This window comes from Denitratimonas organivorans (genome assembly GCF_037478135.1).
Classification (GTDB): domain Bacteria; phylum Pseudomonadota; class Gammaproteobacteria; order Xanthomonadales; family Xanthomonadaceae; genus Denitratimonas.
The window spans coordinates 230227-249217 of the sequence record NZ_JBBHDV010000004.1; the positions used below are offsets into that span (position 1 = coordinate 230227).

The 18991-nt window shown below is 66.0% G+C and carries 17 protein-coding genes and 1 pseudogene; 6 read left to right on the forward strand and 12 right to left on the reverse strand.

Annotated elements, in window-relative coordinates:
• Positions 1–25: 25 nt before the first annotated feature.
• Positions 26–1213 carry an endonuclease/exonuclease/phosphatase family protein gene (locus WDB66_RS06390; RefSeq protein ID WP_339397698.1) on the reverse strand — a complete coding sequence of 396 codons (1188 nt, stop codon included), beginning with the start codon at positions 1211–1213 and terminating at the stop codon, positions 26–28.
• Positions 1214–1277: 64 nt separating this feature from the next.
• The gene (locus WDB66_RS06395; protein WP_339397699.1) at positions 1278–1643 is read right to left on the reverse strand and encodes a copper chaperone PCu(A)C; all 366 of its coding nucleotides are present in this window, start codon (positions 1641–1643) and stop codon (positions 1278–1280) included.
• 197 nt (positions 1644–1840) lie between these two features.
• Between WDB66_RS06395 and WDB66_RS06400 the strand changes: the two genes are divergently transcribed.
• Positions 1841–3277: a DUF4139 domain-containing protein gene (locus tag WDB66_RS06400; protein ID WP_339397700.1), complete on the forward strand. Its 1437-nt coding sequence runs from the start codon at positions 1841–1843 to the stop codon at positions 3275–3277.
• Positions 3278–3440: 163 nt separating this feature from the next.
• A complete protein-coding gene (locus WDB66_RS06405; RefSeq protein WP_339397701.1) occupies positions 3441–4193 on the forward strand; it encodes an enoyl-CoA hydratase/isomerase family protein in 753 nt (250 codons plus the stop codon).
• Between the two features lie 34 nt (positions 4194–4227).
• Here the strand turns inward: WDB66_RS06405 and WDB66_RS06410 are convergent, their stop codons facing one another.
• From WDB66_RS06410 to WDB66_RS06455, 10 genes and pseudogenes are all read right to left on the reverse strand, one after another.
• Positions 4228–4545, reverse strand: coding sequence for a DUF3817 domain-containing protein (locus WDB66_RS06410; protein WP_339397758.1), 318 nt, complete (start codon positions 4543–4545; stop codon positions 4228–4230).
• Between the two features lie 59 nt (positions 4546–4604).
• Complete coding sequence (locus tag WDB66_RS06415; RefSeq protein ID WP_339397702.1) at positions 4605–5468, reverse strand: sulfurtransferase; 864 nt, start codon at positions 5466–5468, stop codon at positions 4605–4607.
• Between the two features lie 89 nt (positions 5469–5557).
• Positions 5558–6706, reverse strand: a complete 1149-nt coding sequence (proB, locus tag WDB66_RS06420; protein ID WP_339397703.1) for a glutamate 5-kinase — start codon at positions 6704–6706, stop codon at positions 5558–5560.
• A 33-nt stretch (positions 6707–6739) separates the two neighbouring features.
• Positions 6740–8059 (reverse strand): lyase family protein, encoded by a 1320-nt coding sequence (locus WDB66_RS06425; protein WP_339397704.1) that lies wholly within the window; start codon positions 8057–8059, stop codon positions 6740–6742.
• Between the two features lie 25 nt (positions 8060–8084).
• Positions 8085–9128 (reverse strand): annotated as a pseudogene (argC, locus tag WDB66_RS06430) (N-acetyl-gamma-glutamyl-phosphate reductase); the annotation flags it as partial.
• A gap of 32 nt (positions 9129–9160) precedes the next feature.
• Positions 9161–10474 carry an acetylglutamate kinase gene (locus WDB66_RS06435; RefSeq protein ID WP_339397705.1) on the reverse strand — a complete coding sequence of 438 codons (1314 nt, stop codon included), beginning with the start codon at positions 10472–10474 and terminating at the stop codon, positions 9161–9163.
• A gap of 158 nt (positions 10475–10632) precedes the next feature.
• Positions 10633–11727 carry an acetylornithine deacetylase gene (locus WDB66_RS06440; protein WP_339397706.1) on the reverse strand — a complete coding sequence of 365 codons (1095 nt, stop codon included), beginning with the start codon at positions 11725–11727 and terminating at the stop codon, positions 10633–10635.
• A gap of 75 nt (positions 11728–11802) precedes the next feature.
• The gene (locus WDB66_RS06445; RefSeq protein ID WP_339397707.1) at positions 11803–13062 is read right to left on the reverse strand and encodes an argininosuccinate synthase; all 1260 of its coding nucleotides are present in this window, start codon (positions 13060–13062) and stop codon (positions 11803–11805) included.
• 90 nt (positions 13063–13152) lie between these two features.
• On the reverse strand, positions 13153–14166 hold the full coding sequence (locus WDB66_RS06450; protein ID WP_339397708.1) for an N-acetylornithine carbamoyltransferase: 1014 nt from the start codon (positions 14164–14166) through the stop codon (positions 13153–13155).
• Between the two features lie 278 nt (positions 14167–14444).
• Positions 14445–14957 carry a hypothetical protein gene (locus WDB66_RS06455; protein WP_339397709.1) on the reverse strand — a complete coding sequence of 171 codons (513 nt, stop codon included), beginning with the start codon at positions 14955–14957 and terminating at the stop codon, positions 14445–14447.
• A gap of 232 nt (positions 14958–15189) precedes the next feature.
• Between WDB66_RS06455 and cysS the strand changes: the two genes are divergently transcribed.
• The 4 genes from cysS (at position 15190) to WDB66_RS06475 (ending at position 18736) form a co-directional block, all read left to right on the forward strand.
• The gene (gene cysS, locus WDB66_RS06460) at positions 15190–16566 is read left to right on the forward strand and encodes a cysteine--tRNA ligase (protein ID WP_339397710.1); all 1377 of its coding nucleotides are present in this window, start codon (positions 15190–15192) and stop codon (positions 16564–16566) included.
• The gene (locus tag WDB66_RS06465) at positions 16563–17018 is read left to right on the forward strand and encodes a SufE family protein (RefSeq protein ID WP_339397711.1); all 456 of its coding nucleotides are present in this window, start codon (positions 16563–16565) and stop codon (positions 17016–17018) included. The genes cysS and WDB66_RS06465 overlap by 4 nt, the downstream gene beginning before the upstream one ends.
• A complete protein-coding gene (locus tag WDB66_RS06470) occupies positions 17015–17863 on the forward strand; it encodes a 23S rRNA (adenine(2030)-N(6))-methyltransferase RlmJ (protein WP_339397712.1) in 849 nt (282 codons plus the stop codon). Before WDB66_RS06465 ends, WDB66_RS06470 begins: the two co-directional genes overlap by 4 nt.
• A 315-nt stretch (positions 17864–18178) precedes the next feature.
• On the forward strand, positions 18179–18736 hold the full coding sequence (locus tag WDB66_RS06475) for a GNAT family N-acetyltransferase (RefSeq protein ID WP_339397759.1): 558 nt from the start codon (positions 18179–18181) through the stop codon (positions 18734–18736).
• The last annotated feature ends 255 nt before the right edge of the window (positions 18737–18991 follow it).

Consider the following 18991-nt stretch of genomic DNA (forward strand, 5'->3'; position numbering starts at 1 on the left):
ATGGGTGCGTGCCGGGTGGCGGGCGTCAGAGCCCCAGATCCAGCCACACCATGCGGTGATCCGAAGCGGCGCACCAGTCCGCGCCGCGCTCGCCTTGCTGCGGCCAGAACACGCCGCCGTCACGCACCGTCAGGCTGCGCGAAGGCAGCACATAATCCAGCCGCATGGTGCCGGTGCGCGGGCCGAAATCGCCGGTATGGCTGGCGACATCGCCGTGCCTTTCGATCCCATGACGCTTTGCGGTTTCCACCGCGCCCTGGCTGCGTGGCACGAAATCCGCCGCCACGCGCGGATGCGTCAGCAGTGCCGCGATGGCGCCTTCGGCAGCGTCGCCATCGTCCGGATCGGCGTTGAGGTCGCCGGCCAGCACGAAATGCGCAGCGGCCGGCAAGCCACCGCAGCGGCCGGCGTCATCACACAGCCATGCAGCGTCTGGGCTGTCCAGATAGTGTGTCCATAGCGCGATTTCGTCGGCATTGCGGGCGCCGTTACGGTCTTCCGGGCCATCGAACACCGGCGGGGTCGGATGCGAGGCCAGCAGGTGCAGCGTGCCCAGCGCGGTGCGGATCGGCACATCCCAGTGCGATTTCGAGGAAAGCCGCAAACGTTCCCAGATGGCATCGCTGTAATACGGTGTGCCGTCCGGATTCATCGGGCGTCGCGCATCAGGCAGGTCTTTCCACAGGAGATGCTGGAAGCTGCGCACCGCAGCGGTGTCGATCGGATAGCGCGACAGCACCAGCATGCCGTACTGGCCCGGATGCGTGCCGTAGCCGAAAGCATCGTTGGGGCCGTCGCTGCGACCATCACCATCCAGGTCCATGCCGCTGGGTTCGCCGGTGTTGACCGGGGCGCTGAAGCGGTAGTCGTAGCGGATCGGTACCTGCCCGGCCTGCGGGATTTCCAGATAGCGGCGCTGGAACAGTTCGGCGGCACGCAGGTCCGGATCGTGATCGAATTCGTTGAGCAGCAGCACGTCCGGGCGCTGATGCTGGATCACCGCCGCGATGTTGCGGGCCGCCTCATCGTCGCGCTCCAGCCGTGCGATCAGGCCACCGGCGTCGTTGTCGTACAGCGAGGCGTTGTAGCTGGCCACGCGCACCTGGATCGGTGCTGGCGGTGGCGCTGCTTCGGGTGCTGCCTGCGGTGCCGGTGCCGGCCCACAGGCGAGCAGCGGGAGCGCTCCCAGAATCATCACAACCCATCGCAGCATCTGAAACACCCCGAAGCAAAACCGCGATTGTGGCATGCCGCCGATGACAGCTGCGTGGTCCGGTTTATGGCTGGCGTACCACGAGGTCGGCTTCGAGCACATCGCCCTGCGGGCCGGAGAAGACGAAGCGTGCCTGATCGCCTTCATGCAAGGCGCCGCTGGGGCGGAACAGCATCAGGTGCAGGCCGCCGGGTGCCAGTTCCACGCTCTGCCGCGGGGCCAGCGTCAGCGACGACACGCGGCGCATGCGCATGACGCCATCGACATCGTGCATCTCGTGGATCTCGATCGCGCCGAAGGCGTCCGAACGCACCGCGTCGATGACGACTTCCTGCGTACCGGGATTGTGCAGGCTGACGTAACCGGCCCGCACCGGCGCCTGTGGTGGCGCGGTACGGATCCAGCCGTCGCGGGCTTCAAGCAGGTTCACCGCTGCGCTCTGCGCAGGGACGTTTTCGGCCGGGGCCGGGTCGGCAGCCTGAACCGACGCCCACGGCGCCAGCAGTAGGATCCACCCCAATTTTCCAAATATCGCGTTCATGGGTACCTATGATACGTCCTGTCCCCCTGCGAGGAAGTCCCATGCGCCGCACTGCTCTGTTCTGTTCATTCGCTTTGGTGATGTCCATGTCCGCAACCGCCGCCGATACCAAGGTCACGCTGTACTCGGGTGACTTCGATTCCGTTTCCAACAGTTATCCCTCCGCCGGCATGCCCGGCCTGGCGCTGGTGAGCCAGCAGCGGAGCTTCGAGCTGCCGCGTGGCGCCGGCAGCGCCGCGCTGGACCAACTGCCCACCGCGATCGATATCGGCAGCGTGCGTCTGCAACCTTCCAATCCGGCACTGCGCATCACCGGCCAGCGCTACGACTTCGCCCTGCCCGACCAGTCCGCCTTGCTGAACCAGGCCATCGGCCAGCGCGTACAGGTGGAACAGGCCGATGGCGGCACGCGCCGCAGCCACAGCGGCATCCTGCTGGCCGCCGGCGACGGCCTGACCCTGCTGCGCGATGACGGCAAGGTCTCGGTGCTGGCCAGCTACAGCAGTTTCGAACTGGCGAGCCTGCCCGAAGGCATGTCCAGCCGCCCGACGCTGCGCTGGGAACTGGACAGCCCGCGTGCCGGGCGCGAAACCTTCCAGCTCGACTACGCCACCGGCGGCATGGCCTGGCAGGCGGAATACCTGGCCCGCGTCGATGGCCCGGCGCAGCGTTGCACGCTGTCGTTTTCCGGTGCAGCCCAGGTCATCAACCGCTCCGGCGCCAGCTTCCCCGCCACCGCGCTGACCCTGGTGGCCGGCAATCCGAACCAGGTCCGCAGCTCCGCACCGCGCGCACCCGCGCCGGTGATGGCCAAGGCCGCCGCGATGATGGACATGGCCTACGAATCGGCACCGGATGCCGAGGCTTCGGGCGAATACCACGCCTATCCGCTGCGCCAGCGCATCGACCTGCCCAACGGCAGCATCCAGCGTGTCTCGTTGCTGGATCCAACCGAAGGCGTGGCCTGCGAACGGCGCTACGAGGTCGGCAACAGTGGCAGCAGCTGGCGCCCGCCGCGCCCGCAGGTACACTCCAATCCCAATCCCGAGCAGCACAGCGTCACCACCACGCTGAACTTCACCAATGACGAAAAGTCCGGCCTGGGCAAACCACTGCCGGCCGGGCGCGTACGCGTGTTCGAGGCCGGCAGCGGCGCTGATGCGCTGCTGGGCGAAGCGCGCCTCGGCCACACCGCCGCCGGACAGAAAGTCGCGCTGGCGCTGGGCGAGGCCTTCGATCTTTCCGCCGAACGCACCCAGACCGAACTGCGTCTGGCCGCCGACCGTCTGAGCCTGGAGGAAACCATCCAGGTGAAGCTGTCCAATGCAAAATCCAGCGCCGTCACGGTGCGCGTGCACGAAGCGCTTAACCGCTGGCAGGACTGGGAAATTCTCGAAAGCTCGCAGGACTGGGAGCGCAACAATGCGCAGAACGTGCGTTTCGAGGTGAACGTGCCGGCCAACGGCGAAACCGTGTTGAGCTACCGCGTGCGCTACCGCTGGCCGGCCGAAGTGCGGCCCTGATTTCCCGCGAAGGAATCTCCGCTCAAGTTCCGTGAGCTCATTCCGGCGCTGAGCCATCCCGTCTGATCCATGCCACCGCGCCATCCGTACCAATGCGTACGGATGGCGCCGAAACTTGCTAGGCTTGCGGGCCATTCCTCCGACCCACACTGCAGGCCCGCCCATGCTCGACCAGATCAACCACGACGGCATCCTCGAACTTCGTCTTGCCCGCCCGCCGGTCAATGCGCTGAATCTGGAATTGCTGACCGCGCTGCGCGAAGCCATCGAGGCCGCGCCGGACCAGGGCGTTCGCGCGCTGCTATTGAGCGGCAGCACCGGCGTGTTCACCGGCGGGCTGGACCTGCCCTGGCTGCTGTCGCAGGGCATCGAAGCGGTCGAGGCGACCTGGACCGCGTTCGGCAATGTCTGCCGCGCGCTGGCGGCCTCGCCGCTGCTGTCGGCGGCCGCCATCGGTGGCCACAGCCCGGCCGGCGGCGCGGTGATCTGCCTGTATGCCGATTACCGCGTCATGGCACGCGGGCCTTACCGGATCGGGCTGAACGAAGTGCAGGTCGGCTTGTTCGTGCCCGAACCGATCCAGTACGCCTTCCGCCGCGTGGTCGGCACGCGCCAGGCCGAACGCATGCTGGTGGCCGGCTCGATGATTGAATCCGAAGAAGCACTGGCCGTCGGCCTGGTCGATGAACTGGCCGAACCCGAACAGGTGCCGGCACAGGCGCTGGCCTGGCTGCAGAACATGCTCAAGCTGCCCGGCAATGCACAGCGAGACACCCGCGCCATCGCGCGCCGCGATCTGCTCGAATCGATCATGGACCCGGCCCGGATGGAGCTGCCGCGCTTCATCGCAGCCTGGCAGTCGCCGCAAACCCAGGCCGTGTTGCAGCACGTGGTCGCCAATCTCGGCAAACGCTGAGTCCGGCCCGCGAGCGTCGGCGCGCGAGCCTGTTTCAGGCTGTCGCCGGCTCGCGCAGCGCCAGCAGTCCACGCCGCCGGAACCAGATTTCCAGCGGCAGCGTCAGCAGCGGCGGAATCGCGGCCAGCACCGCCGCCAGCGTGGCCCAGAACGGCCAGTTCAGACGCCAGGCCGAAAACAGCGTCACGCCCAGATAGATCAGAAACGCGAATCCGTGCAGCCGGCCGAACAGCCACACCCCCTGATCCGTGGTGCCGGTGCCGTACTTGAGCAGCATGCCGAGCAGCAGCCCGGCCCAGGTCAGCGCCTCGATCAGCGCAACCACGGAAAACAGCCGCCCGACCGGGCTCATGCGTGCTCGATCCATCCGTCATATCCCTTGAAAGTCGGTGAAAATCCGCGCCGCCGGCTTCAGGCTCCGAGCGCAACCGGGCGCGAAGGCTCGGACACCCATTCGCTCCAGGAACCGGCGTAGACGCGCGAACCACGCAGTCCGGCGTGCTCCATCGCCAGCAGATTGTGGCAGGCGGTAACGCCGGAACCGCACATGTGCACCACCTCGCCGGCCGGCACCGCACCCAGCAGCGTGTGGAAGTTTTCGGCCAGTTCCGGCGCCGGCAGGAAGCTGCCATCAGCCGCCAGATTGTCCTTGAAGCAGTGGTTCACCGCGCCGGGCACATGGCCGGCGCGAGCGTCCAGCGGTTCGACCTCGCCCCGGAAACGCTCCGGCGCGCGCGCATCCAGCAGCATGCCGCCGCCACTGGCGATGCGTGCCGCAACCACCGCGGTGGTGACGATCTCGCGGATATCGAAACGCGCCTTGTAATGTCCGGGCCGCGGGCGTGGAATCGAGCGCTCCAGTTCGCCACCCTGCGCGACCCACGCCGGCAGGCCGCCATCGAGCACCGCCACATCTCGATGCCCGAGCAGGCGCAGCATCCACCACAGCCGCGCCGCGAACACGCCGCCGTGCGCGTCATAGGCCACGACCTGGTGCGCCGGGGTGATGCCCCAGCTGGCCAGTTCCACGCAGAAGGCCTGCGCCTCAGGCAGTGGATGACGGCCCCTGCCTTCACGACTCAGATCGGAAAGATGACGGTCCAGATGCGCATAGCGCGCACCGGGCAGGTGTCCGGCGAGATAGGCGCGTTCACCCGCAGCAGGGTCGCTCAGGTCGAAACGGCAATCGACCAGCACCAGTGGCGTGTCACTGCTGGCCTGACGCGCCATTTCCGCCATCAGCGATGGCACATCAATCAGGGTTTGCCAGGACATGCACTCACCGCGCCTGTGAAGGACCAGTCATGCTACCGCGAAGCCCGCGGCGATTTCCGTGCCGGATGCCGCTGGCGTGCGCCTGATGCTCACTGTCGCACCAGATCATCGCGATGCACGATGCTTTCGCCGTAGTTGTAGCCGAGGATCGAATCGATCTCACGCGAATGGCGGCGTGCAATGCGGCGGATGTCGCTGGCCGAATACTGCACCAGTCCGCGCCCGATCAACTGCAGCGCATCATCACGCCGACACTGGATTTCGACGATATCGCCGCGCGCAAAATCACCCAGTGCATCGAGCACGCCCCCGGGCAACAGCGACGCGCCGCGCTGGCCCAGCGCTTCGGCCGCACCGGCGTCCACCAGCACCGCGCCGGGCACCGAAGGCGCGTGCCGCAACCAGTGTTTGCGCGCTGCCAGACGGGTGCCGGCCGCGTGGAAGCGGGTGCCGCAGACGCTGCCCTGGGCCATCAGCCGCAGGGTCTGGCCATCGGTGCCACTGAACAGCACGGTCTGGATGCCGGCACTGGCAGCCTTGGCTGCGGCATCCAGCTTGGTACGCATGCCGCCGGTGCCGAGCGCACTGCCGTTGCCGCCGGCCATTGCGAGGATTTCCGGCGTGATCGCAGGCACTTCGTTGATTGGCTGCGCATCCGGGCAACTGCGCGGATCTGCGCTGTAGAGGCCGGCGACATCGCTGGCGATGAACAGCACCTCGGCATCGACCAGCGCTGCGACGAAGGCGGCCAGATTGTCGTTGTCGCCGAGCTTGAGTTCGTCCACCGACACGGTGTCGTTCTCGTTGACCACCGGCAATGCGCCCAGCCGCAGTAGTTCCAGCAGCGTGCCACGTGCGTTCAGATAGCGGCGGCGATTGCGCAGATCGTCATGGGTCAGCAGCACCTGCGCCACCGGGCGTTCGAAAAAGCGCTGCCACAGGCCGATCAGCTGCGCCTGTCCGAGTGCCGCCAGCGCCTGGCGGGCCGCCATCGCGGCACCGGCTTCAGCCGCTCGCGGCAGGATCGCACGCCCAGCCGCGACCGCGCCGGAAGACACGATCACCACTTCACGTCCGGCCTGCACATTGGCCGATACGAACTGCGCCAGTGCCAGTGCATGACGCGGCGTCAGGCCACCGCCGGGCGCCGCCAGCAGGCTGCTGCCGACCTTGAGCACGGCCCGCTTCCACGGTGGCAGCGCTTGTTCGGTGAAGACGGGAGGGTTGGGGGGATTCATGGAATTTGTCTGTGCCGGTCCGGTACGCGTCCGTCAGGCGCTGTAGAACGCGGCGAGCGCTTGCGAGGCCTGCACCAGACGGGCTTCGAGCACATCCAGCCGCAGCTGCCCTTCGGCCCCGGGCGACACCCGTGCCGCAAGGCTGCCTTCCGGCGTGCGGCCCTGCCCCGCCTCGCTGCTCGCATCGGCTGCGGCGCGGTAGGCATCGCGGAACGGGATGCCGGCCAGTGCCGCTTCAATCGCGACATCGGTGGCATACATCGCCGGCTCGATCGCGGCACGCATCGCGTCGGGTTTCCACTGCATCTGGCGCAGCAGATCCGGCAGCAGCGCCAACGCGTCCAGCCCGTGGCGGAAGCCGTGCACCAGCGAACCCTTGGACAGCTGCAGATCGCGCTGGTAGCCGCTGGGCAGCGACAGCAGTTGTTCGATCTCGCAGCGTGCGGCGGCAATCGGCGCATAGCTGGCACGCATCAGCTCGACCACATCCGGATTGCGCTTATTGGGCATGATCGAACTGCCGGTGGTGAACTGCGTGGGCAGCGTCACAAAGCCGAATTCGCCGGTCGTGAACAGCGACAGATCCCACGCCAGCCGGCGCAGGTCCAGCACTGCGGCGGCGAGCGCATCCAACGCGCAAAGCTCGAACTTGCCGCGCGACAGCTGCGCGTAGATCGGGGAAATCTGCATCCGGGCAAAGCCCAGCGCGGCGGTGCCGTGGTCGCGATCCAGTGGCAGGTTGACGCCATAGCCGGCGGCGGTGCCGAGCGGATTGGCATCCACCAGCGCGAACGCGGCGCGGGCCGCCATCGCGTTGTCGATGAAGCTCTCGGCAAAGCCGGCGAACCACATCGCGCTGGAAGACACCACAGCGCGCTGCAGATGGGTGTAGCCGGGCAGCGGCAGCGATGGTTCTCGTGCACGCGCAAGACACACGCCAGCCACTTCCAGATTGCGCCCGGCCAGTTCCTCCAGACGCGCCTTCAGCCACAGCCGCGTGGCGACCAGGATCTGGTCGTTGCGGCTTCGCCCGGTGTGCACGCGCCGGCCGGCATCGCCGAGGCGTTCGGTCAGGCGTGCCTCGATCGCCGAATGGCAATCCTCGTAGCGCTCGTCCAGCACGAAACGCCCGGCGCTGAAGTCCTCGGCCAGCTGTTCCAGTTCCTGGATCAGGGCGCCGGCTTCATCGGCCGAAACGATGCCGATGTTGCGCAGGCCTTCCACATGCGCCCGGCTGGCCTGGATGTCGAACAGGAAGAATTCGCGATCCAGGATCACGTCATCGCCGGCCAGAAAACGCATGATCCGCGCATCGGTCTGGACCCCCGCCTTCTGCCACAGCAAGCCGCTCATGCCCGCCTCTCCGCGTGTTGTCGTGTCATGCCTGGATTCCCTTCATTTCGTCAAAGCCCAGCGCCAGGTTGAGGTTCTGCATAGCCTGCGTGGCTGCACCCTTGAGCAGGTTGTCCAGCACCGAGACCAGCACCACGCGCCGCCCGTCCGGCGACATCGTGAATCCGCCGATCACCGCGCCATGTCGCTGCGCGATCTGAGACACCCACGGTGCTTCGTCCTGGATCGTCACCAGCGGTTCGCCGCCGTAGTACGACAGGAAGCGTGCACGCACCGCCTCGCGGCTCATCGGTGCGTCCAGCCACAGGTTCAGCGTCATCGTGATACCGCGGAAATGCGGTGCCACATGCGGCATGAATTCCACCGGCAGGCCCATCTGGGCGCTGACCTCGCGTTCGTGGATGTGGTCGGTCAGGCTGTAGGGCATCAGGTTGTCGCGCAGCTTTTCCACATCGTTGCGCTCGGACGGCGTGGTGCCGGCGCCCGAATAGCCGGAGACACCGAAACATTGCGGCGGCCCGGCCAGCACATCCTTCAGCGGTGCGATCGCCAGCTGCATCGCGGTGGCGTAACAGCCTGGATTGGCGATGCGGCGCTGCCCGGCATAGCGCTTGCGGGTCAGTTCCGGCAGGCCGTAGTACCAGCCCGGATCAAAGCGGTAATCGGCTGACAGATCAACGATGACCACCTCGCTCCCTCTCCCCTGCTCGCGGGGAAGAGGGCTAGGGTGAGGGGGGCTTTTGCCGGAAGTCGAAGCAGCACTCGCACCTGTGGTGCTCGTTCCCTCTCCCCCGCCCGCGATAGGAGAAAGGGCGTCAAAGGCCGCCACAAACGGCGCCGATTTGCCATTGGGCAAGGCCAGCACCACGGCATCGACGCCACGCCCGGCGGCAGCTTCCGGATCAAGGTTCTCGTAGCGCAGATCGCCGGCAAAATCCGGGTTGTGGTCGGAGACACGCTGGCCATCCAGTTCGCGCGAGGAAACAAAGGCCAGTTCCAGCCCGGAATGCCCGGCCACCAGCCGGATCAGTTCGCTGCCGGTGTGGCCGCGTGCGCCGATGATGCCGACACGTTTGCGTTGCTGCATGCCGCTGTCCTCCTTCATCCGACCAGCGTCGCCGGGCGTTCACTGCAATAGCGCACCGCCTCGCCGATCTGTTCCAGCCCGTCCAGGCCGTACCAGAACACCTTCCACTGCCCGAGCTTGTAGCAGCCGTCCGAGTTGGCGTAGTAGAAGACGTTGATCTGGTTGTTGTGGCGCGAACGCCAGAACAGGCGCGGGGTTTCCGCCTGCATCACATTCCACACCGCGCGCCCGAGGCCTTCGCCCTGGGCCTCGTCGAGCACCGCGAACTTGTCCATGTACGGATGTCCGTCCACTTCGGACAGCAGGATCGCGGCGCGGTAGTTTTCGCTGACGTAGGCTCGCAGCAGCGGGGTGCGCTCGAAATAATCCGGCAGCAGCGCACGCCCGAAGCTGGATTCGATCAGTTCGCGCAGACGCTCCAGATCCAGTTCGTCCCAGCGGCTGGCCCGCAGCACTTTTTCGCCGCGCCGCACCAGCGTGCCCGAGCCCTTGTGGGTGAACAGTTCCTTGGCCAGATCGCCCGGACGCGTGATCGAAACCGAAGATTCGTGCGGCAGGCTGTCGAGCAGATCCTTGATCTGCTGGATCTTGACCCGCATGCCGCCGTTGATCCACGGCTGCTGCATCAGTGCCTCGTATTCGGTGGACAGGTTGATCGAGTCGATGACCTTGCCGCCGACATCCAGCAGGCCGCCGGTGCCGGTCAGGAAGATGATCTTGTACGGCTGCAAACGCTTGACCAGCTCGTTGGCAGCGAAATCGGCGTTGACGTTGAGGATCTGGCCGCCACGGGTTTCACCAAGGCTGGCAATCACCGGGATGGAACCGGCGCGCAGGCTGGTTTCGATCGCGGCCAGATTGACCTGCGTCACCTCGCCCACCAGGCCCAGGGTTTCACGCCCGAGGAACTCGGCCTCGAACACGCCACCGATGATCGACGTGGCGCGCGCGCCGTTCTGCTGCAGCGCCTCGACCAGCCGCAGGTTCTGCGCCTGGAACACGCGCCGCACGATCGCCAGCGCCTCCGGCGTGGTCACGCGCAGGCCGTCGACGGTCTGCTTTTCGATGCCGGCCGCACCCAATTCCTCATCCAGCTGCGGGCCGGCGCCGTGCAGCACGATCGGGGTCAGCCCGACTTCCTGCAGAAAGGTCAGCGAGGAGGTCAGCGCTTCCAGGTCATCGCGCAGCACCGCGCCACCGACCTTGACCACGGCGAAGCGGGCCGCGTCCAGCTGCGAGAAGCGTTTCAGGTACTGGCTGATCTCCTTGGCGCTGGCCATGCTGGAGAGCAGGCGCACGATGGTCTGGCGGGTCTGGAGGTGGGACATGGCGGGGTTTGCGATCCGGGAACGGGTGGAAGGGCTGGTGGACAATGCCCGCAGCGCGGCGGCCTGATGCAGCACCGGATAAAGCTCCGCAGCGCCTGCATCGGTGGAAATATCTTCAGTGAAAACCTGTTGTTTTGCAGCAGACTGCGTTGACATCTTCAAGTATTTCCAATGATCCGCACGACATTGCGCGCGTACTCGTCCAGCTGCGCCAGCGCGACCCATTCATCAGCCGTGTGGGCCTGCGCGATGTCGCCCGGGCCGTAGACCATCGCGTTGTAGCCGGCGGCTGAAAACAGCGAGGCTTCGGTCCAGAAATCCACCGCGTTGCCGATTCCCAGTTCCAGTTCGTCGGCCACATCACGTGCGGCAAGCCGGCGGTCTTCGGCCAGCGCCGGATCGCCGGAAGGCAGGCTCGGGCCACGGAAGGTTTGCTGGAACAGCGCCGCAGCCGGCTCGGCCAGCGCCGCGAAATGCTGCAACAGCGCGTCGAAATCCATCGACGGCAGCGGCCTGAAACCGAAGCGCAGCTCGGCCTCGGGCGCGATCATATTGGCCTTGATACCGCCCTCGATGCGACCGATGTTGAAGCGCAGGCCGGACAGCCCACCAAACTTTTCGCCTTCCAACAAGCGCACCAGTTCCAGCGCACGATGCCCCCAGCTCACGGCCTGATGCAGCGCGCTGTCGGACGCCTGCTGGCGGCCCGAGGCGTGCCCTGCCCGGCCGGCAAATCGCATCTGTACCGACGCGATGCCACGATGCGCCAGCACCGCGCGACACTGCGTCGGCTCGGCCACCAGCACCGCGTCGTAAGGGATCGCGCGTGCGAGAAAGGCATCAATGCAGCGCGGATCATTGGCTTCCTCGTCGCTGGTGAACAGGAAGGCCGCATCGCCGTTGTGCGCTCGGGCCGCCGCCAGCAAGGCCGCCGCCGCGCCCTTGATGTCGCACGCGCCCAAACCCACCGCACGTTCGCCGTCCACCCGCAGTTCGAACGGGCTGGCCGTCCACGCCGGCGAATCGGGCACGGTGTCCAGATGCACATTGAACATCAGCTTCGGCGTGCCGCGCACCGCATACAGGCTGACGGCACCGGCGCCGTGGTCGATCACCTCGACCGCGAAATCCGGCAACTGCGCGCGGATGTAATCGAAGATGTCGCCGGTGCTGATCGCGCGCGGCGGATTGCGGGTGTCGAAGGACACCAGCGCCTTGAGATGTTCGAGCGTGTTGGCGAGCAACGTAGTCATGGTCATGCCGTAATGCTGTTATCCAGACATCCAGATGACGTCATTCCGGTGAACCGGAATGACGCGGTTGCGGGATCAGTTCCCGCCTTTGTTCACTTCGGCCCACAACGTGGAGCTCATGCCGAACAGCTTGATGAACCCTTCGGCCTCCTCCACGCCCCAGTCGGCCGATTGCGCATAGGTTGCGCCCTTGGCATGCAGCAGATGCGGCGACGACACCGCGACCGCATCCACGCGTGCACCTTCGGTATGCAGCACCACCTCGCCATTGACCATGGCCTGCGAAGAATGCAGGAAGGCTTCCAGATCGGTTTTGAGCGGGTCGTGGAAAAAGCCCTCATAGACCAGTTCCACCCACTTGCGCGCCACTTCGGGCTTGAAGCGGTTCTGCTGCTTGGTCAGCACCGCTTCCTCCAGGGCGCGATGCGCGGTCAGCAGCGCGGTCAGACCCGGTGCCTCGTGCACGATGCGGCCCTTCAGGCCGATCACGGTATCGCCGGTATAGACACCACGGCCAACGCCGTAGGCTGCGAACAGCGTGTTGAGTTTGGACAGCAAGCTGGCGCCGTCGAGGGTTTCCCCATCCAGCGACACTGCTTCGCCACGCACGAAACCGATGCGCACCTGCAACGCCGTCGCCGGCCACTCCGCACGCGGTGCACACCAGCCGCGTGCACCTTCACCCGGCGCTTCCCAGCGGTCGATTTCGCCACCGGACATTGTCACGCCGAGCAGGTTTTCGTTGATGGTGTAGGCCTGCTGCTTGGCACGAACACCGAAGCCACGCTCTTCCAGATAGGCCTGCTCGTAGGCGCGGGTCTGGGTGTGCTGCTTCTGGATCTCGCGGATCGGCGCGACGATGCGGTAATCGCCCTGCGCCTTGACCGCCAGATCGAAACGCACCTGATCATTGCCCATGCCGGTGCAGCCATGCGCGATGGCATTGGTGCCCAGCTCGGCAGCACGCTTGAGCGCCGCATCCACGATCAGATAGCGATCCGACACCAGCAGCGGATACTGACCCTGATAGCCCTCACCAGCCCACACGAACGGTTTGACGAAACCATCCCAGATTGCCGGCCCACCATCCACGGTCAGATGGCTGGCCACACCCAGCTCGGCCGCACGGGCTTCGATGAAGGCGCGCTCTTCCGCATCCACACCGCCGGTATCAGCGAACACGGTATGCACGTTCCAGCCCTGCTCTTTCAGGTACGGCACACAGAAGCTGGTGTCCAAGCCCCCGGAGAAAGCCAGCACGATGTGCTGACTTTCTCCGGGGGCGGGAATGGGGAGTGGGGAATCGGGAATCGGTGAAGCCGGCTGCTGCGACATGGGGACTGCCTCTGGTTCTGTTGGTTTGAGATTGCTGACTGATGGAGAACTGCCGGAGAACCGCTTTTACGATTCCCGATTCCCCACTCCCTATTCCCGCTGGCCAAGCGCCAGCGCGGCCATGACGGCCTTCTGCACATGCAGGCGATTCTCGGCTTCGTTGATGGCAATGCAGGCCGGTGAATCCATCACCGCGTCGGTGGCCTTGACGTTGCGGCGCAGCGGCAGGCAGTGGGAGAACACGCCGTTGTTGGTCAGCGCCATCTTCCGCTCATCGACGATGAAGTGCTGGTACTGGTCGCGGATCGGTTTTTCCGGTGCCCAGTTGCCGAAATACGGAAGCGCGCCCCAGCTTTTCGCATAGACCACATCGGCGCCGGCATAGGCGCTATCGATGTCGTGGCTGATCGCGAACGAGCCGCCGTTTTCCGCCACGTTCTGCTGCGCCCAGCCGAGGTAGCGCTCATCCAGCACGTAGTCGGGCGTCGGGCACAGCAGGGTCACGTCCATGCCCATGCGGGTGGCGATGGTCAGCGCGGAATTGGCGACGGCGGTGTTGAGCGGCTTGGGGTGGTAGGTCCAGGTCAACACGTACTTCTTGCCGCGCAGGTCGCTGGTGCCGAAGTGCTCCTGCAAGGCCAGCGCATGCGCCAGTTCCTGGCAGGGATGAGTGATGGTTTCCATGTTGATGACCGGCACCGGCGAATACTTCGCGAAGGCTTTGAGCACGATGTCCTGGCGGTCATGGGCCCAGTCCACGAACTTGGGAAACGCGCGCACGCCGATCATGTCCACGTAGCGCCCCAGCACCTGCGCCACTTCGGCGATGTGTTCCTCGGTGTCGCCATCCATCACCGTGCCCAGTTCGAACTCGATTGGCCAGGCGTCCTTGCCCGGCTGCAGCACGATGGCGTGGCCGCCGAGCTGGAAGGCACCCAGCTCAAAGCTGGTGCGGGTGCGCATCGAAGGGTTGAAGAACACCAGCGCGATGGATTTCCCTTTCAGCGCATCGCCGAACTTTTCACGCTTGAAGCGCGCAGCGTCGGCCAGCAACGCGTCGAGGTCGGCGCGCGACCAGTCCTGGGTGTTGAGGAAATGCTTCATGCGGTGTTTCCGGTTGCGCGCCCGCACTGGGGCATGGTTGAAAAAAGAAAAGCCCGGCTGCACTGAGCCGGGCTTTTCCGTGGAATCCAGAATGGCAGTAAGTCGCCGTCGCCCAGCCTATCGTGGAGGCAACGGTCGGCGCGCACGCGACGTCATGCCCGAGGCCATGCGGGCAGAAGTCAGGACGTCGGCGGAGGCGCAAATATGAATCATGTTCGCGAGTCTGGCATGAACCGTGCTGCGGCGCAACACGATATTGTCGGCCACGGCACGCACGTTCAATCCGCCGGCGCCACGGTCACCCGCACGCGCAACTTGTTGCCCGGGTCGTAGTCCATATGCGACATGTACAGCTCGCCCTTGTAGCGGTATTCGACGTCGTAGCCGCTGATGCGGCGTTCCTCGCGCGGCACTTCCACCATCTGGCAACGCAGGTCTGTCTCCTCGACCCCATCCTCCGCCAGTTCGGCGGCCTCGGCTGCTTCACGCGCGGCTTCCCGCTCCTGCAGCCGCGCCCGGCGCGCCATCGCGGAAAGGCCGCTGACAATCGAGCCGGTCATGCGCGGCTCATCGCGCATGCGTGACACGGGGGTTTCCTCGCGGCACTCTTCGCGCAGATCGATGATCTGGATCGTTTCGTAGGTGGGATTGGCGCGCAGCACATCGGCGTAGGCGTAACTGACGTTCTCGCGTCCCTGCACCGGCACGTCCACATAGGCCGCGCCCTGGGCTGCGGCAGCGCCAACGACGAACATCGTAACTGCCAGGCAGAACCCGATTGTGAGCCTCATTGCATCCTCCATGACCTTGGCATCGCATCAAGCCGAGGCGCGCCGATCTGCACGGTTCCAGTCCATGCGTGTTGTACGTTGAAACGGTGCCCGGCTGGTTGCAGCCGGTGGCGGCCTGCCCTGTGGTGCTTCGATTCTTGCCGGGCAGCCCGTAACATGTCGGGTCGATTCAAGCATCCGGCGACTGAATCGGGCCTTTAGCCTTCCCCCGTCGGCGCCCCGTGAAACCCCCATGACCCTGCGACTCTACAACAGCCTGACCCGCCAGACCGAACCCTTCGTGCCGCAGAACCCGGAGCGGGTGACGATGTATGTCTGCGGCCCCACCGTCTACAACTATGTGCACATCGGCAACGCGCGTCCGCCGGTGGTGTTCGGCGTGCTCGCGGCGCTGCTGCGGCGGCGCTGGCCGCAGGTGGTCTACGCCCGCAACATCACCGACGTGGACGACAAGATCAACACCGCCGCGCGTGAGCTGGGCGTGCCGATCAACGTGATCACCGACAAGTACACCCGCGCCTTCCGCGAACACATGGACGCGCTCGGCGTGGCTGCACCGGACGTCGAGCCGCACGCGACCACGCACATCCCGCAGATCATCGCGATGATCGAGCGCCTGATCGAATCCGGCCACGCCTACGCCGCCGATGGCCATGTGCTGTTCGCGGTCGCCAGCTTCGCCGACTACGGTGCGCTTTCGCGCCGCGACCGCGACGAAATGCTTGCCGGCGCCCGCATCGATGTCGCCCCGTACAAGCGCGATCCGGGCGATTTCGTGCTGTGGAAACCGTCCAGCGACGAGCTGCCCGGCTGGGATTCACCATGGGGCCGTGGCCGGCCGGGCTGGCATATCGAATGCTCGGCGATGGCCGCCGCGCACCTGGGCGAAACCATCGACATCCACGCCGGCGGCATCGACTTGCAGTTCCCGCACCACGAGAACGAGATCGCGCAGAGCACCTGCGCGCATGGCGGCAAGGTGTTCGCACGCTACTGGCTGCACAACGGCATGCTGATGTTCGACGGCGCCAAGATGTCCAAGTCGATCGGCAATGTGAGCCGGGTCAACGACCTGCTCGAACGCCACCCGGCCGAGGCGCTGCGCTATGCGCTGCTGTCGGCGCATTACCGCCAGCCGTTGGACTGGTCCGATGGCCTGATCGAACAGAGCGTGCGCACGCTGGACCGTCTCTACGGCACGTTGCGCGATCTGGAGGACGTACAGGTTGAAGCCGGCGATGGCGACATCCCGGCCGTGATCGAAGCCGCGCTGGATGACGACCTGAACACCCCAGCCGCGCTGGCCCAGCTGGCCGGCATTGCGGCGGCGGCGCGCAAGGCGGAAACGGCGGAAGAACGCTCAGCAGCCAAGCGCGCCCTGCTCGGTGCCGGCCGTGCGCTGGGATTGCTGCAACAGGCACCATCGGCATGGTTCGCACGCGGTACCGCCGATGGCGACGATGCCCGCATCCAGGCCCTGGTTGACGAACGCAACGCCGCCAAGAAATCCCGCGACTTCGCCCGCGCCGATGCGATCCGCGACCAGCTCGCCGCCGAGGGCATCGCACTGGAAGACACGCCACAGGGCGTGCGCTGGAAGCGCGCATGAGCACGCCGGCTTTCGTGCAGGAATCCAGCACCGCGCAAGCGCAGCAGGCCATCGCCGAAGAATTCGCCTTCTTCCCCGACTGGACCGAGCGCTACCAGTACCTGATCGATCTGGGACGCAAGCTGCCGGACTTCCCCGAGGAATGGAAATCCGAAGAGCATCGCCTGCTCGGCTGCCAGTCGATGGTCTGGATCGTGGCGCAAGGCGATGCCGCGCAACTGCGCTTCCATGCGATCAGCGATTCGGCGATCGTCTCGGGCCTGATCTTCCTGGCGCTGCGGGTCTATTCGCACCGCAGCGCCGAAGAAATCCTGGCCACTGAACCGGATTACATCGCCGCCATCGGCCTGGCCAAACACCTGTCGCCCACGCGCAACAACGGCCTGGCGGCATTGCTGGGTTTCATCCGCGACACCGCGCGCGCCGCCATTCCGGGCGGCACCGCCGGATGAACTACAAACACGCCTACCACGCCGGCAACCACGCCGATGTGCTGAAACACCTGTTGCTGCTGGCCACGCTCGACGCCTTGTCCGTCAAGCCGGCGCCGTGGTTCCTGCTTGATACTCATGCCGGTCAGGGTCGTTATGCGCTGGATTCGGTTGAAGCCGGCAAAACCGGCGAATCGGCCGAAGGCATCACCCGGCTGCAACGCTGGGGAGCCGCACACCGGCCGCTGAAACCGGCACTGGCGCGATATCTGAAAGCGGTACGCCCGCATACCGATGCCGGCTTCTATCCGGGCTCTCCCCTGCTTGCCGCCGAGGCCGCACGTGAAGACGACCGCATCGCCTGCTGCGAACTGCAAGCCGACCAGTGTGCTCCGCTGAAGGCGCTGTTCGCCCGCGATCCGCGCGTCGGCGTGCACCAGCGCGACGGTTACGCGGCCACCAAGGCGCTGCTGCCGCCATCGCAACGCCGCGGGCTGGTACTGATCGACCCACCATATGAAGCCCAGGCGGCCGAATTCGACACCGTGCTGGATGCCATCCGGACCGGGCTCGGGCGCTGGCCGCAGGGCATCTTCGCGCTGTGGTATCCGATCAAGCAGCGCCGCACCCTGCTGCCGTTCTTCCGTCGCGTGGCACACTTGCCAGCGCGCAATATCTGGACCGCCGAACTGCTGGTGCGCCCGGACGACTCGCCGCTGCGGATGAATGGCAGCGGCATGCTGCTGGTCAATCCGCCCTGGCAGCTGGATCAGGCGATCGAGCCGGTACTGCCCGATCTGGCCGCCGCGATGGGCGACGCCGGTGCGCGCTGGCAGCTGCACTGGTTGGCACGCGAGGCCAGCTGAGCCGCTCATCGCCCGATATTCGCAGCGGGCAGCACCACACCACGCTGTTTTATCGCATTGCAGCAAACATGATCCGGCTCACAATTCACGCTAAAATTTGCGGTGATGATCGACTGAACCCCGGCCTGACATGAACCCGATGCTGCATTGCAGCAACTCCTGTTCTCGGCCAGAATGCCGCTGCCCCGCCTGACGCCGGCCGTCCTCGCACAGCGCACCGTGCCGTCTCGGGGGGCTGGCATCCTCAACCGCAAGGGCAAGCCCGTGAACCTCGCCGTGTCCCGCACCGAATCCTCCCGTCGACGCCCTGCCCGCATTACCAGCCGCCAGTTGCCGGAACGCTGGTCGCAGCAGTTGCAACTGGATGATGGCCGCATCCTGTGGCTGCGCCCGCTGGATCCGGCCGATGCCGAACCGATCCGCCAGACCTTCTCGCTGCTGTCGCCGGAAGAAATCCGGATGCGCTTCCTGCATCCGGTCAAGGAACTGACGCCGGACATGACCCGCCGTCTGACCGAACTGGACCCAAGCCACGAATTCGCCCTGGTCGCGGCCGAGCCGCTGCCGCCCGGCGAGGCGCTGGTCGGTGCCGTGGCCCGGCTGTCGATCGACGAAGGCACGCGCCGCGCCGAGTACGCGATCCTGGTCAGCCATTTCCTGACCGGCAAGGGCCTGGGCCGGATGCTGATGAAGCAGCTGATCCGCTGGGCCCGGCTCAAGCGCCTGGACGAAATCTACGGCGACGTGCTGGACGAAAACACTGCGATGCTGGACCTGGCCCGTTCGCTCGGCTTCCGCCGCGAAATGCTGCCCGACGATCCGGGCATCGTGCGCGTGCGCCTTGATCTTCGGCGCAAGCCTTCGTTGCAGTGAGTTCCAGCCCGCGGCCCTGATGCTGCAGCACTTTCCGGGTGCCCGGCGAATGCCCCGGTTGCACCCTGCACTTTTCGCAACCCACGCCAGCCGCAGCGCCGCGCAGGCACACCCTCCCATGCCACCAGGCCAAACCCCGGCTGAACGCCGGGACCGGTTGCCGCATCCCGTTTGAGGGTTGCCGTATCGCCTTGCGTAAGGGGAAGTCACGTCGGGAAGAAACCGGACCGACATCCGCTTCCGCCTCTGGAGATA